Raw genomic sequence first — 14521 nt, 5'->3', positions numbered from 1 at the left:
GTGGGTAAAAAACAACTGTCACCCCCTCAAGCCAATACCCCCTCCAGCAAATGGTCCTCATCCGCCGGGCCAATCAACCGTTGGTCCAACCCCTGGTACGGCACCTTCAGCTTGCGGGCATCCAAACCCGTCAGATGCAGGATCGTTGACTGCAGGTCCCGCACGCTGGCTTTCTTTTCGGTGACGAAGTCGCCGAGTTCGGCAGCCAATTCAGGGGCTGCGCCCTTTTCCCTCATCCGTCAATAATGCGGCTGCTACTCTTTCAGCACCATGTCGATGCACATTACCGCAGCCATAATCAATTGCCGCAGCGGATTGTCCTGCGGTATCGTGTCAAACATTTCCAGTACATAGTTGTCGGCACTGGTGAAGAATTCCTTTCCCATCCCAGACCACTTTTTCGAGACGTGCGCGAAGTCGACGCCATCTTTCATAAAGTGAAAGTTCCAGCCGGTCCATTTCCCTTTTAGCTCACATAAGGGGCTGTCATCCGGCCCTAAAACATGAAATGCACCGCCGATTGAGAAAAACTTTTCTTTGAAGCCGCCGATGTACGTGTCGTTTTTGTCGAATACGGCGACGGTGGATAGAAAGAGTGAAACTCCGCGCGAGATACGAATGACTTTCTCACCCGACGGCGTGCGGATTTGAATATCGAAAGGCGTCATCCGCTTATAGTCTGTGAAGCGGAGCATCTTCGTGAAGGTCCCCAGATTATTCTCGCGGCATTCCAGAATCATTTCACCCGTTTCCGGGTCGTATATATCAAAGTTGTTGGCCGCCTTGAACATACCCACGTGTTCTTTGACGAGATACAAATTGCGATTCAATACGTCGTGCATACTTTTTTTACCCATGGATTTACGGAAAATGATCTGAATCGCATTCTCAAGTGGTCCGACTTCGCGAAGGAGCCAATCCGCATTTTCTCAACAAACCAAGAAGGCGTTCAATTGTACCCATGGTAGCGTTTGTTGAGTATGCTGTCTACCGCTTGGTCAGGTGGAATAACAAGCCAGCGGATCCGGATCATGAAGCTTATCAAAAAGACATCCCACTGACTGACTGAAACTAGCGTCAGTCCAACAACCCTGCAGGAGTTAAGCAATGCTACATTTCACAGGATAACTACTTCGAGAAACCTTCGAATTCTCGGACTGTTACTGAAACGCTCGATATCCGCCCTGAGGACCACAGACTGAGTCCGAATTTGCCGTGCGCGATATCATCATTCCGATTTCCTGTTATGTTAACATGGGGAAAGGAAGAAATTGTTTTTTAATATTGCCTGAGTACTCACTTGGAACTGGCACGAATGATGAGAAAATCATCCATTCCTCAAGCCAGCACCCCTTCCAGCAAATGATCCTCATCCGCCGGTCCAATCAGTCTTTGATCTAACCCCTGATACGGCACCTTCAGCTTGCGGGCATCCAACCCGGTCAGATGCAGGATTGTTGACTGCAGGTCGCGGACGCTGGCTTTCTTTTCGGTGACGAAGTAGCCCAGTTCGTCGGTTTCGCCGTAGGAGACGCCGCCTTTGATGCCGCCGCCGGCCATCCAGATGGTGTAGCAGTGCGGGTGGTGGTCGCGGCCCAGGTAGGTCGAACCGTTGCGGGCTTCGTTCATCGAGGTGCGGCCGAATTCGCCGCTCCAGACGATCAGCGTTTCATCCAAAAGGCCCCGCTGCTTGAGGTCAGTAATCAACGCGTACAGCGGACGGTCGATGTCTTTGGCTTTGTTCGGCACCGCGGTGATCAGGTCGTTCCCCTTGCTCGTGCCGTGCATGTCCCAGCCGTAGTCGAACAGCTGGATGAACCGCACGCCCCGTTCCACCATTCGGCGGGCCAGCAGGCAGTTGTTCGCGAACGAAGGCGCACCGCCGGTCGTGCCGTAGAGTTCGTGCGTCGCTTTGGTTTCGCTGGTCAGATCGACGGCTTCGGGAACCGACATCTGCATGCGAAACGCGAGCTCGTACTGGTTGATGCGGGTCAGCGTTTCCGGGTTGCCGAACTGCTTGAGCTCGAATTCATTCAGCTTCTTCAGTGCATCCAGGCTCCGCCGACGGACCTCCCGGTTGATCCCTTTCGGGTTCGAGACGTACAGAATCGGATCGCCGCTGGTCCGGCACTGCACCCCCTGGTAGACGGACGGCAGAAAGCCGCTCCCCCACAGGCTCTTCCCCCCACTCGGATCGCTGCCGCCGCTGAGCAGCACCATGAACCCGGGCAGGTTTTTGTTTTCCGAACCGAGACCGTAGGTGATCCACGACCCCATCGAGGCCCCGCCGAAACGGGGGGCACCGGTATACAGGAACAGCTGGGCGGGTGCGTGGTTGAACTGATCGGTATGCATCGACTTGATGACGGCCACGTCGTCGGCGACCTTCTGGAAATTCGGCAGCAGCTCGCTCATCCAGGTGCCACCCTCGCCGTACTGTTTGAATTTGTAGGGCGTCCCCAGCATCTTGGGATGTCCCTTGATGAACGCGAAGCCGCGACCCTTCAGGAACGAATCGGGGCAGGGCTGCATATTGCGTTTGACCAGCTCCGGCTTATAGTCAAACAGTTCCTGCTGCGGAGGCGAACCGGCCATGTGCAGGAAGATCACATGTTTGGCTTTCGCGGGCAGACGAAACGGCGGCGCGTCCGGCTGTTCCGGTTTGTTGGCGGCGGCACTGTTGTTCTCCGCGAGCATCGCTCCGAGGGCGATCGAACCGATGCCGGTTGACCCCTGGGCGAGAAAGTGACGGCGGGTTACCGCCTGCAGTTGCTGTTGTTTCAAATTCATCGGTCTATCCTTTCGTGAGAACGCCATCCATGTTGAGCAGCACGTTGGCGATCACGGTCCAGGCTGCAAGTTCTGCGGGGTTATATTTTTCAGGCAGCGGATGCAGCGGGTTCTCCAGGAGCTGTTTCGCTTCCTCGGGATGGGCTGCATAGTAGGCCTTTTCAGATTCATAAAGTTCGAGCAGCGGCTGCACCTGCTCGGGTTGCGGCGGACGGAGCAGACAGAGCTGGAGTCCATACTTGATGCGGGACTCCGTTGTCGTTCCCCCTTCGTCGAACAGGCGTCGAGCCAGGGCCTGCGAGATTTCGATAAAGACGGGATCGTTCATCGTAATCATCGCCTGCAGCGGCGTATTGGTGTTGATGCGGCGGATCGTACAGATCTCCCGGCTGGGGGCGTCGAAGGTTGCCATCGAAGGGTAGGGGACCGTGCGCCGCCAGAAGGTATACAGACCCCGGCGGTAACGATCGGCGTCTTTGCTGGTGGCCCAGTTCCGCTGACCGTTGAACGCGGCCCGCCAGATGCCCTCGGGTTGCACCGGATAGACGGACGGCCCGCCGAGCTTCTTCGTCAGCAGACCACTGACGGCCAGTGCCTGGTCGCGAATCATCTCCGCCGACAGACGAAACCGCGGTCCGCGGGAGAGCAGCCGGTTCTTGGGATCTTTCTGAATGTGAATCGGCTCTGTGGTCGAAGCCTGCCGATAGGTGTTGGACATCACGATTGTTTTCAGCAGAGCTTTCATGTCCCAGCCGTTCTCAACGAATTCGGTTGCCAGCCAGTCCAGCAGCTGCGGATGACTGGGCAGCTCGCCCTGCGTGCCGAAGTCTTCTTCCGTCACGACCAGACCGGCTCCAAACAGCTGCGACCAGTAACGGTTCACGGCGACCCGCGCGGTCAGTGGGTTGGCTGGATCGGTGAGCCACTTCGCGACCGCGATGCGGTTGTTAGGCGTCTCCTGGGGAGCCGGGTTGAACGAACTCAGGAGTGCCGGTTCGACCAGGTCGCCCGGCTGCAGGAAGCTGCCTCGCACCATGATGTGCGTTTTTCGCTGCTTGTCGGCCGGCAGCTCTTCCATGATGGGCAGCTGCGGGTATTTCGGTTTCGCCTTCTGCAGCTTGGCGATCTCGTCCCGCGTCGGTTTGAGCAGTGGTGCGACGCCACGGTAATACGCGGCCAGCTTGTCGCGCTGCGCCGGCGTACGGGCTTCTGACAGGGTATCGACAATCGCCAGAATCTCATCGGGCACCTTGAGCCGGGGCTCGAGCTGGGAATCATTCGTGAACAACAGCCGGAAGTGTCCCAGGGCGTACTGGGGATCTTTGTAATTGTGTGACAGCGTGACAATCAGTCGCTGTTTGCCCGTCGGCTGCGCGGTTCCGTGATCAGGAAAGAAGTAGGCACTGTTCTCCTTACCAAACTGAGGAGCGATGCCCCAGCCCGTTTTGTTGCCGCTCTTGGGATCCAGCGTTGCACTCACCGGGAAGCCGGACTGCGAGTGAGAAGCGAGGGCCCGCTTGAGAGGAATCACCCGCCGATCCGAAACGGACAGCGTGGTACTGGGATTCGGTGCTTTCGCGACAATGGTTTGCCAGATCACTTTGCGGTCTTTATCGAGCAGGCTGACTTTGAAGTTCGCCAGCCGATCGCCCGAGCCATCGGTGCGGTTCCAGATCTGAATGCGTTCGACGGGTGTCTCTGATTTGAGGTCCAGCTCCCACCAGGGTTGGACTTCTCCGTTGGTATGCGTTGTGGACTTCGCGTTGTAAAAGTGGCCGTCGGTGTTGCCATCGATGGCGAGTTTCGCGGGAGCGGAGTAGCCGGTGCTCGACTGTGTCGCGACTCCCTGGCTGGCGATGTTCCTGTCTCCCTGGAAGACCTGCACCTCGGCCAGCGAGAGAAACTGTTTCGCTTTTCCCTGCTGTTCAATCCGCAGGAATTGACCCTGGGCGGGGGCGTCTTTGTTTTCGCCTTTGATCGGCTGCATCTCGACTTTGATATTAGACAGGACGAAGTTCCCGTCTTTGGCCCGCCCCGGACCACTGGCCGCGAGGCTCTTGTCCGGCAGAACTTCGAGCCGCAGTGCTTTGAAGGCGGGGGCATCGATCTCGGTTTCGATCGTGTAGCTTTCTTTCGCTGCGGGACCGGAGGCCAGAATCGAACCGTCGTCCTGAATCGCGAACTGCGTCGTCTTCGCTGTTGAAGTCACGCTGGTCGGTTTCAATGTCTGCCAGTCGGGTTTCGCGTGCAGCGTGCTTTCCCACTTCTGCTGTGCGGCTGCGAGTTCATTGGTAGGAGTTTTGAGTTTCTGGTTGAGTGTCGCGATCTGGGTTTCGATGCGCTCGGTCTGTTTGAGCATCTCCGACGTGGGAGCCGCGATGGTAGGGGCATCGGTCGGTTGATCGTTGTCTGCAGTCTGATTGAAAATCGCATAGAGTTGATAGTATTCCTTCTGCGTGATCGGATCGTATTTGTGCGTATGACATTTGGCACAACCCATGGTGAGCCCCATCCAGACCTGGATCGTGGTATCGACGCGGTCCCGGACGGCGGCGACGCGGAATTCTTCGTCGTCGGTGCCCCCTTCGGTGTTGGTCATCGTGTTGCGATGGAAGGCGGTCGCGACTTTCTGTTCGAGTGTCGGGTTGGGGAGCATGTCGCCGGCCAGCTGTTCGAGGGTGAACTGATCGAAAGGCATGTTCTGATTGAACGCATTGATGACCCAGTCCCGGTAACGCCAGATCTCCATTCGCAGCGGATCGGAGCCGTAGCCTTTTGAGTCGGCATAGCGGGCCAGGTCGAGCCACTTGCGGGCCCAGCGTTCTCCATAGGCGGGATCGCTTAAGAAGCGGTCGACCAGTTTTTCGTAGGCATCGGGAGATTTGTCATTCACGAACTGTTCGACTTCGGCCAGTGTCGGAGGCAGGCCCCGCAGGTCGAAGCTCAGGCGACGAATCAGTGTGTAGCGGTCGGCTTCAGGGCTCGGCTTGAGTCCCGCGTGTTCCAGCTGCGCAAGGATGAAGCGATCAATGGCATTCGCGGGCCAGTCCTGCTGTTTGACTTCGGGAAGCGCAGGACGCTGAGGCGGAATGAACGACCAGTGCCGGGCATAGGGGGCCCCCTGTTCGATCCAGGCTTTGATCTTCGCGATCTGGGTGTCGGTCAGTTTTTCACCCACATCGGGGGGCGGCATGACCGCGTATTCGTCTTCGGAGGTGATTCGCTTGAAGAGTTCGCTTTTCGCGGCGTCTTCCGGAACGATCGCATGGGCGTCGCTTTCGAGTTTCATGACGGCGGAAGCGCGTTCATCCAGTCGCAGGCCGGCTTCGCGGGTTTCAGGATCGGGACCGTGACAGTGGAAGCAGTTCTTGGAGAGGATCGGTCGGATATCCCGATTGAAATCGATCTCGGGTGTGTTGGTCTGCGAGGACGGATCCGCAGGGGGGGCGGCACTCGCAGCGTGCGCGCTGAGCAAGAGGATTCCTGCCAGAGAAATGGCTCTCAGGTAGAGATTCCACATGGGTATGCACCTTCAGGTAGGATTTGCGGTGCCGTCGTACCCGGGGAGAGCGTCTCACAGACTGAGCGCAGGTAGAGAGAATGGTACAACAAACAGCGCGGGTTCAGGTTTGGTGATACCAGTCCGTCAGTCGGTATGTAGGCTGACGGTAGCCGACGGTTCTGAAGCGTACGGCAGGTAAGTTAATTCACTCCAGACAAGACGAAAACGCCCTGCCTGTATTAACTTAATATAATTAATGGATCGAGCAGATGCAAGAAAAAGTATCGCCCCGCAGCAGGGGAGACAGCGGCCCCCGGCTGCCTCCGACCGGTGGGATCAATCGATTCCCAGGTTCCGTTCGATACTGCGTGCTTTGGAACTCATCACGTATTTCTGCCACCAGGGGTCCGGATCGTATTCACGGGGACGGTCGCCGCGGGCTTCTTCCCCCACATAGCCCCATTGGTCGACTTCGTCTTCGCCGCTCCAGTCGGAATCGAAAGGCTTGGGTTTGAAGGCTCGCATGGTTTCGTGTTGCAGTTCTGAAATGGGCTTCATCACCTGTGCGCAGCCACTGGTGAAGAGAAACACCGGGCCACAGGCGATCAACGCCAGGACAAAGGATTTCATGAGAGGATCCTCCATACAATCATCGTCGGCAGGGACAGCGCGTGCCTCGACCGTTATGATTGATGGTCTACAATAGTAATGATGTGGAATTGTGAGTGGGACGGGGGTCCCATTGAGAGAGAGTGCGAGGGATTTTAAGGATTTCGGTTTTCAAGTCTAGCCTGATTTTCGTGAGTCCGGTCCGGAGCCGTTTGAGTCTGTTATTTAAGGAGTATCCGTGGGTTCTCAATTAGATGTACTGGTCGTCGCCCCGCATCCCGATGATGCGGAAATCAGCGTGGGAGGCACTATTCTGGCTTGCAAAGCCGCGGGACAGCGAGTGGGCGTTGTGGAGTTAACCAATGGTGAGCCAACGCCTTACGGCAGTCCCGAGATCCGGGCGAAAGAGACCGCAGCTTCGACGGAGGTCCTGCAGCTGGACTGGCGGGAGAATCTGCAACTGCCGAACCGGAGTCTGGAATCGAGTCTGACGGCCCGCAGACAACTGGCCGAAGTCTTTCGCGAACAGCAGCCGAAAGTGATTCTCGCCCCCTATTGGGAAGACGTGCATCCCGACCACGTGGCCGCCAGCCATCTGGTGGATGCAGCCCGATTCTGGTCGAAACTCAGCAAAACCGATATGTCGGGCGAACGCTACTGGCCGCCCCAGATCTATTATTTCTGGAGCATTCACCTGCGAATTCATCCCAAGCCGAGTTTCGTGTTTGATATTTCACCGCATATCGAGCAGAAAATGCAGGCGGTTCGCTGCTATGAAAGCCAGATGATCCAGGGGCGTTCGGAAGAGCACCCGACAGTGCTGGATGACATCAAAGACCGGGCCCGTTACTGGGGCTGGACCATTCATCGCGCCTATGGTGAACCCTTTGCCAGTCGTGAAGAGATCGGAATTCAATGTTTTCTGCCATTATCGGCGGCGAAATGAACGTAAGCATTCATAGTTGCGCGGATTCTCCCGACTGGGGAGTCCGCAGGTTTCCAGCGAGGAAATCACCCTGAATCGGGGCTGTTTTTCGGTTCAACCTTGAATGTTCGTCCTTCCATCGGTTACACTTTGCTAAACAGAATTTACAAAATTCCGGAATGACGGCACCTGAACTGGCTGTGGTCGAGTACCCAGGCACGGTTTGACTGTGTGCTGCATCACCTGGCTGTCTGTTATTCCACCCCGCCTGAGCGTGCACAGTGCCACCTACCTTCTGACACTACAATGAGGAGAAAAAAGAAGATGTCTCAACAATCTCGTCGCGAATTCCTTGAACAATCGATGTTTGCTGCCGCTGGTGCAGCAGCTCTGAGCACTTCGATTCCTCAGCTCTCTGCAGCCGAGTCGCAGTCCAGCAGCCCCAACGAAAAACTGCGTGTCGCCCTGCTGGGTGTCAATGGTCGTGGTCAGTCTCACCTGGGTGCCTTCGCCGGCCGTAAAGACACCGAAATCGTCGCCATCGTCGATCCCGATGAAAGCGTGGGGATGACCAAAGGTGTGGGCAATGTTTACAAAAAGACCAACAAAAAACCAACTTACTACAAAGACCTGCGGAAAGCCTTCGACGATCAGGATATCGATATCGTCAGCATCGCGACTCCCAACCACTGGCACGCTCTGGGAGCGATCTGGGCGATCCAGGCTGGTAAAGACGTTTACTGCGAAAAGCCTGTCAGCCACAACGTGAGCGAAGGTCGTCGGATTGTGGAAGCGGCCCGTAAGCACAACAAGATCGTCCAGACCGGTACTCAGTGCCGTTCACAACCTGGTCTGATCGATGCGATTGAATTCGTGAAAGCCGGCGGGATCGGCGAAGTCAAACTGGCTCGCGGTACCTGCTACAAGCGTCGTAAATCAATCGGTCCTAAAGGGAACTACGATGTACCGGCCAGCGTCGACTACGATCTGTGGCTCGGACCAGCACCGATGGCACCGCTGACACGTCAGCGTTTCCACTACGACTGGCACTGGCAGACACCAACCGGTAACGGCGACCTGGGTAACCAGGGGATTCACCAGATGGACGTAGCCCGCTGGGGTCTCGGCGTTGATAACGTCGGCGATAGCGTTCAGGCTTACGGCGGACGTCTGGGTTACACCGATGCTGGTAACGTCGCCAACACTCAGGTCAGTATCCACCAGTTCGGCGACAAGCGTCTGGTCTTCGAAGTACGTGGTCTGGAAACCGAACCTTACCGTGGTGCTAAAGTAGGGGTGATCTTCTACGGTACCGACGGTTACGTTGTGATTCCGAGCTACAACAGTGCTTCTGCCTTCAACAACGACGGCAAGCTGATCAAGAAGTTCTCCGGTTCTGCCGATCACTTCGCCAACTTTGTGGATGCTGTTCGCAGCCGCAAGATCAGCGATCTGAATGCGGACATCGAAGAAGGTCACATCTCCAGTGCCCTGTGTCACCTGGGTAACATTTCCTACGAAATGGGCAACACCATGCCTGTGAAGGAAGTCGCCGGTGAATTCAAGGGTGATAGCGAAGCCCTGGAAACTCTGGGCCGCTTCCGCGAGCACCTGGGCAACAACAAGCTCGATACTGATGACACCATCATCAGCATGGGCCCCAAACTGACCATCGACAGCAAGTCAGAAACCTTCACCGGTGGACAGGCTTCTGCTGCGAATCCGAAACTGACTCGTGAATACCGTAAGCCGTTCGTGGTTCCCACAACAGCTGAACTGTAAGAGTCTGTTTCAATCTGAAACGATCATGACCAGGCCCCCTTCGCTATCGAAGGGGGCCTTTTTTTATGTCTGGTCAGGGGACTGTCCCGCCTCTGGTTTCTGATTCGACTTCAACAGCTGCTGCAGCAGTAGGGGGGAATCCAGAATGTGTTTCGCCAGACACTCGCCCACGTGCTCTTCTTCATCAACAATCACATCCGCTCCCGCCGCCAGGAGCTGCCAGTGATGCAGGTGATAGCGGCAGCGAACATACAGGGTCGTAGCCGGTGACATCTGACGTACCAGGTAGATGATCTGGCGACAGACCGTCGGACTGGGCAGAGTCATAATTACCAGGCGGGAGCGATACAGGCCCGCATGTTCCAGCACTTCGATCTGAGTCGCATCGCCCAGTTGGGAACGTAGACCGTACTGCTCTGCCATCCGCAGATTTTCGTGATTCAGATCGACGACCACAATTTTCTTCAAACCCACCTGCAGCAGTTCACCTGCGACGCGCTGACCGGCGGGACCGAATCCCAGGATGAGGACCAGATCATCGTTGGTTTCCCGGCTGGATTCCAGATCCGTAACATCAACATGCGGGGAGCGTGATTCGTTTTCTGCCGGTTGTCGGTCCCACAGTTGGCGGAGCAGATTCGCGGCGACCGGTGCCAGTTGAATCAGGTAAGGAGTCAGCAGCAGCGTGGCGATCGTCGACGAAATGATCAGGCGGAACGTGGTTTCCGAGAGAATCCCCGGTGCGTCCGCTGTGCCTCGCGCCACGGTGGCGAGTACGAAAGAGAATTCCCCGACCTGGGCCAGACAGAGGCCGGTTCCCAGGGCGAACTGCCAGGGCTGACCACAGAACCAGGCTGCGCCGAAGGTGATTAACAGTTTGCCAGTAATGATCGCTGCAACAACAGCCAGGACGAGTCCCAGATGCTGGACGGCCCAGTTCAGGTCACCAAACATCCCGACTGCAGAGAAGAACAGGGTGACGAGCACGGTTTTCAGTGGCTGAACATCGGCGCGAATTTGCGTGGCAAACGGAGAGATCGCCAGCAACACTCCCGCGACAAACGCGCCCAGAGCAGGGCTGAGTCCAAGTCGATGCGCGGCCCAGGCGGAGCCCGCCGCCATCACCATCGCCAGCAGAATCGGGAAATCACGGTTCCGTCTCAGCGACGACAGTTCCAGCAGTCGGGGCAGGATAAAATTGAACAGTCCATAAAACACAGCCACAAAGACGACTGCCAGCAGAAACGAAATCGAGAGCTGAATCGCGATCTCTCCGGCCGACCCTTTGCCGACCAGCGCGGTGATGATCAGCATCAGCGGAATGACCGCCATGTCCTGAACCAGCAGAATTCCCAACGCGGTGCGGCCGTGAGGGGCATCGAGTTCGGCCCGGTCATTGAGCATGCGCACGACACACGCGGTACTGCTGAGGGCGATCATGGCCCCGATCGCGAGAGCTTCGGGAAAGGAAAAACTCAGCAGCAGCGAGACAGACAGTCCTCCGAGCAGGGTGAGAATGATCTGCAGGATGCCGGCGACCAGCGGGATGCGTCCCAGTCGCTTGAGTCGCGGTAGCGAAAATTCAAGACCGATGGCAAACAGCAGTAGTGCCACCCCCAGTTCCGCGAGGTCAAAAATGCTCTGTCGATCCGCGACCCATCCCAAAAGGTTGGGCCCAACGAGTGTTCCCGCGGCGATGTAGCCCAGGATGGCACTCTGTCTGAGCTGTTCGGCCAGGGTTCCCAGAACAATGGCCGTTGCCAGCAGAATGAGAATATCTGCCAGGGAATGCCACATCGTTCCTTCTGTGGCAGCCAGGAGATGAAAAGTTTGAGTGGGGAACACTCCAAAGTCGAACAAGGTCATCGCTGCAAAATCCTTTATGGCGGGTGGAATCTGTGGGGATCATATACGAGTCATAACGGGGAGGGAAGATCCGGCAGGCATGGATTGGCTGAGTAAAACGCAATGAGTTTCGCGGACAGGGGGAATCCTTTGGAAATCGAGTGAATGTCTCTGAAAACAGTGTCAGATCGGCGGACGCTGGCTATAATCGTGTTCCAGTCGAGATACTGCTTTCAGTTTTAGTATGGATGCGAATGGATGTTTCAGTTTTTCTCTGGTGCCAAAAAACACGTAAAGAATAAAGTCAAGCGGGCAGTGATCCGTCATCATCGACGTTCCGGTGCGGTCCTGTTCAGCGATACGACTCTACGTGACGGCGAACAGATGCCAGGCGCCACGCTTGATCCAGCCGAGAAACTGCAGATCGCCAAAGCCCTTGAAGCAGCCGGCGTGCATTCACTGGATGCCGGTTTCCCCGCTTCGTCGCAGGCGGACATCGAAGCGATTCAAAGTATGGTCGGTGTGATCAAGAAGCCGGTGCTCACGGCACTCTGTCGTACGCTGCCCGGCGACATCGACGCTGCCGACGAGGCGCTCGCCGGCAATCCGCCACACAAACGGGGCGTGAGTCTCTTCTGCGGGACGAGTCCGCTGCACCGTGAATTCAAACTGGAAAAGAGTAAAACCGAAGTCCTCAAACTGATCGTCGACAGCATTCAATACGCGGCGGAAAAGTTCGACATCGTGGCTTTCAGTCCTGAAGATGCGAGTCGGACCGAAGTCGACTTCCTCTGTGAAGTCTACCGGGAAGCGATCGCTGCCGGGGCGACGACCATCGGGTTTCCCGATACCGTGGGCATCCTCACCCCCTACAAGGCGCAGGACCTGATCTGTCAGATTCAGGACCAGGTGCCCGGCATTGAGAACGTACTGCTGGCGGTGCACTTTCATAACGATCTGGGACTGGCGGTCGCGAATACTCTGGCCTGTATCGATGCGGGGGCGAACGTTGTGCAGTGTACCGTCAACGGCATTGGAGAGCGGGCCGGCAATGCGGCACTGGAAGAGGTCGCGATGGCCCTGCATCTGCATCAGGATGAATATGAGCGACCGCATAAACTGGATGTATCACAACTCGCGCCGCTCTGCAGTCTGGTTTCCGAGCTGACGGGCATTCCTCTCTCACCGATGAAGCCGATTGGCGGCAGTAACATCTTCGCGACCGAAGCGGGCATCCACCAGGACGGACTGTTGAAAAATCCGGATACGTATCTGCCATATCGACCAGAGACGGTCGGTGCAGAGGGCGTTCGACTGATTCTCGGACGTCACAGCGGTCGGAGAGCCATTCTGCACCGCCTGCATGAACTGGGGCGCGAGCCGAGCGAGCAGACCGTGCAACGCGTGATGCAGGCCATTAAAGAACTCCCCAAGGGGGAGCTCGTCGATGATGACCTGCTGTTGAAACTTTCGAGCTGAATCGTTCGCTGCTCAGACTCAGGCGAAGTAGTTAACCGCATTGCGGAACAACTGGATGCCTGCGCCTTCCCCTTCCAGCCCCAGTCGCGTCCACTGCGGATGCTGTGTGGCGAACAGGTAACGCTCGGGGTGAGGCATCAGTCCCAGGACGCGACCGGAAGGATCTCCCAGGGCGGCGATGTTACAGGCCGAACCGTTCGGGTTCACAGGATAGGGGAGGATTTCCTCCTGTATCGTCGTTTCTGCTTCGCCGGTTTCCCGGTAGCACATCGCGATCTGCGAGTTGGCCTGCCAGTTTTCGATGACTGACGGATCACTGACGGCGATGCGGCCTTCAGCGTGCGCGATGGGCAGCTCGATCTGGTCGATGTCTTTGAGGAAGACGTTCTCTTTTGCGAGCACTCCCAGGTTGACCCACAGCGATGTGTATTTGCCGTTGTTGTTCCAGGTTAGTGTGGCATCGCGGGGCTGATCGGCTTTGGGGGGCCAGCTGGCAGCACCACCGGGCAAAATTCCCGATTTGAGCAGCACCTGGAATCCGTTACAGATCCCCAGTACCAGTTTGTCAGCGGCCAGGAAGTTCCCGATCACTTCTCCCAGCTGTCCCTGCAGGTGACTGGCGAAAATGATGCCCGCGCCCACGTCATCACCATAACTGAAGCCACCGGGCAGGCAGAGGATCTGGTAATCGTTCAGTTGCGCCGGTTTTTCGAGCAGTTTGAGCAGATGGATGCGGGTGGATTCGGCTCCACAGAGATCAAAGGCATGTGCCGTTTCGATATCGCAGTTCGTTCCGGGGGCACGTAACACACAGACTTTGGGAGAAGTTGACATGGGAGCAGCGTAAATCCTTTGTTTCGATACCAGTCTCAGGGGAAATTGTTTCCACTACAGAGGATGCTATTGCGAAAACCGGTTTTCTGCCAGCGTCAGCACCGGGTTAGCCTCTTAAAAACCGGGTTTTCCTCAGTTTGATGCATCAGGGCCTGATTATATCGTTGTAAATTGAGAAATACGAGCAGTTTAGAGGCATTCTTCAGATCGCCGATCCTGAAAAATCTCTCTATTCGTCAGGCAGGTCATCTGTTATAGTCCGGCCCCTGTTCTGGAGCCTCTGCTTTCCGCTGAGGACAGCCCCGTTTTTCCAAAGTCTGTCATTTCATGAATTCCTGGTTTCGTCTCTGCGTGATCGTGTTACTTACACCTGCCTGTGCAGGCTGTATTAACTCTACGAATACGCGGATTCCCCGGCTGTTTTCGGACCGTCAGGCGATGAACCGCAGTCAGAAAATGGAAGAACGAAAGATGATGGAGCTGGAAGATCCGATTCCCTCCAGCTCGCTGGGGCCGGAAGTCGTCCGTCCCCCTGATTTCAGCCGTCAGCGGACCGAATCACGGTTGGCCATCGAGCAGTCGATGATGACGAAACCCACTGGACAACCTCAGCCAGGGGGAGCCATGCGGCCTACGCCCCGCTTATCGGGACGCAATTCGAAATATCCGGAAGTCATTCAGCCCTGATCCAGCCGATCGAGCTGTTTTTCCAGGCTGCTGCTTTTCATTACTCCTCGATCCCGTACAATACAGGG

Annotated in this window: 11 protein-coding genes; 4 read left to right on the top strand and 7 right to left on the bottom strand. The window is 56.5% G+C overall.

Features of this window, described 5'->3' with window-relative positions:
- Nucleotides 1–26 precede the first annotated feature (26 nt).
- The 5 genes from HG66A1_RS17980 to HG66A1_RS17960 all read right to left on the bottom strand — a co-directional run bounded on the left by HG66A1_RS17980 (nucleotide 27) and on the right by HG66A1_RS17960 (nucleotide 6922).
- On the bottom strand, nucleotides 27–209 hold the full coding sequence (locus HG66A1_RS17980) for a DUF1501 domain-containing protein (protein ID WP_232106610.1): 183 nt from the start codon (nucleotides 207–209) through the stop codon (nucleotides 27–29).
- A gap of 45 nt (nucleotides 210–254) precedes the next feature.
- On the bottom strand, nucleotides 255–842 hold the full coding sequence (locus HG66A1_RS17975; protein WP_145186951.1) for a phospholipid scramblase-related protein: 588 nt from the start codon (nucleotides 840–842) through the stop codon (nucleotides 255–257).
- A 496-nt stretch (nucleotides 843–1338) separates the two neighbouring features.
- Nucleotides 1339–2790 carry a DUF1501 domain-containing protein gene (locus HG66A1_RS17970; RefSeq protein ID WP_145186948.1) on the bottom strand — a complete coding sequence of 484 codons (1452 nt, stop codon included), beginning with the start codon at nucleotides 2788–2790 and terminating at the stop codon, nucleotides 1339–1341.
- Nucleotides 2791–2794: 4 nt separating this feature from the next.
- Nucleotides 2795–6310, bottom strand: coding sequence for a DUF1553 domain-containing protein (locus tag HG66A1_RS17965; protein WP_145186943.1), 3516 nt, complete (start codon nucleotides 6308–6310; stop codon nucleotides 2795–2797).
- Nucleotides 6311–6628: 318 nt separating this feature from the next.
- Nucleotides 6629–6922, bottom strand: a complete 294-nt coding sequence (locus HG66A1_RS17960; RefSeq protein ID WP_145186941.1) for a hypothetical protein — start codon at nucleotides 6920–6922, stop codon at nucleotides 6629–6631.
- Nucleotides 6923–7139: 217 nt separating this feature from the next.
- On the opposite strand from HG66A1_RS17960, the gene bshB1 reads away from it, so the two are divergent.
- Together bshB1 and HG66A1_RS17950 are read left to right on the top strand one after the other, a co-directional pair.
- Nucleotides 7140–7847: a bacillithiol biosynthesis deacetylase BshB1 gene (bshB1, locus tag HG66A1_RS17955; protein ID WP_145186938.1), complete on the top strand. Its 708-nt coding sequence runs from the start codon at nucleotides 7140–7142 to the stop codon at nucleotides 7845–7847.
- A 303-nt stretch (nucleotides 7848–8150) separates the two neighbouring features.
- Complete coding sequence (locus HG66A1_RS17950; protein WP_145186935.1) at nucleotides 8151–9608, top strand: Gfo/Idh/MocA family protein; 1458 nt, start codon at nucleotides 8151–8153, stop codon at nucleotides 9606–9608.
- A 63-nt stretch (nucleotides 9609–9671) separates the two neighbouring features.
- On the opposite strand, the gene HG66A1_RS17945 is transcribed toward HG66A1_RS17950, so the two are convergent.
- Nucleotides 9672–11474, bottom strand: a complete 1803-nt coding sequence (locus HG66A1_RS17945) for a cation:proton antiporter (protein WP_145186932.1) — start codon at nucleotides 11472–11474, stop codon at nucleotides 9672–9674.
- 237 nt (nucleotides 11475–11711) lie between these two features.
- Here HG66A1_RS17945 and HG66A1_RS17940 point away from each other — a divergent pair, with 237 nt between their 5' ends.
- Nucleotides 11712–12932 carry a pyruvate carboxyltransferase gene (locus tag HG66A1_RS17940; protein ID WP_145186929.1) on the top strand — a complete coding sequence of 407 codons (1221 nt, stop codon included), beginning with the start codon at nucleotides 11712–11714 and terminating at the stop codon, nucleotides 12930–12932.
- Nucleotides 12933–12950: 18 nt separating this feature from the next.
- Here the strand turns inward: HG66A1_RS17940 and HG66A1_RS17935 are convergent, their stop codons facing one another.
- Nucleotides 12951–13766 carry a phosphoribosylformylglycinamidine synthase subunit PurQ gene (locus HG66A1_RS17935; protein ID WP_145186926.1) on the bottom strand — a complete coding sequence of 272 codons (816 nt, stop codon included), beginning with the start codon at nucleotides 13764–13766 and terminating at the stop codon, nucleotides 12951–12953.
- Between the two features lie 327 nt (nucleotides 13767–14093).
- Here HG66A1_RS17935 and HG66A1_RS17930 point away from each other — a divergent pair, with 327 nt between their 5' ends.
- Nucleotides 14094–14453 carry a hypothetical protein gene (locus tag HG66A1_RS17930; protein ID WP_145186923.1) on the top strand — a complete coding sequence of 120 codons (360 nt, stop codon included), beginning with the start codon at nucleotides 14094–14096 and terminating at the stop codon, nucleotides 14451–14453.
- Nucleotides 14454–14521: the final 68 nt, after the last annotated feature.

The organism is Gimesia chilikensis (assembly GCF_007744075.1).
Classification (GTDB): Bacteria; Planctomycetota; Planctomycetia; order Planctomycetales; family Planctomycetaceae; genus Gimesia; species Gimesia chilikensis_A.
This window is presented reverse-complemented; position numbering and strand designations above follow the sequence as displayed.

Excerpts from the sequence above, each read along its gene's own strand:
- HG66A1_RS17975 (WP_145186951.1), bottom strand. The coding sequence starts at position 842 with ATGCACGACGTATTGAATCGCAATTTGTATCTCGTCAAAGAACACGTG.
- HG66A1_RS17970 (WP_145186948.1), bottom strand. The coding sequence starts at position 2,790 with ATGAATTTGAAACAACAGCAACTGCAGGCGGTAACCCGCCGTCACTTT.
- HG66A1_RS17965 (WP_145186943.1), bottom strand. The coding sequence starts at position 6,310 with ATGTGGAATCTCTACCTGAGAGCCATTTCTCTGGCAGGAATCCTCTTG.
- HG66A1_RS17960 (WP_145186941.1), bottom strand. The coding sequence starts at position 6,922 with ATGAAATCCTTTGTCCTGGCGTTGATCGCCTGTGGCCCGGTGTTTCTC.
- HG66A1_RS17950 (WP_145186935.1), top strand. The coding sequence starts at position 8,151 with ATGTCTCAACAATCTCGTCGCGAATTCCTTGAACAATCGATGTTTGCT.
- HG66A1_RS17945 (WP_145186932.1), bottom strand. The coding sequence starts at position 11,474 with ATGACCTTGTTCGACTTTGGAGTGTTCCCCACTCAAACTTTTCATCTC.
- HG66A1_RS17940 (WP_145186929.1), top strand. The coding sequence starts at position 11,712 with ATGTTTCAGTTTTTCTCTGGTGCCAAAAAACACGTAAAGAATAAAGTC.
- HG66A1_RS17935 (WP_145186926.1), bottom strand. The coding sequence starts at position 13,766 with ATGTCAACTTCTCCCAAAGTCTGTGTGTTACGTGCCCCCGGAACGAAC.
- HG66A1_RS17930 (WP_145186923.1), top strand. The coding sequence starts at position 14,094 with ATGAATTCCTGGTTTCGTCTCTGCGTGATCGTGTTACTTACACCTGCC.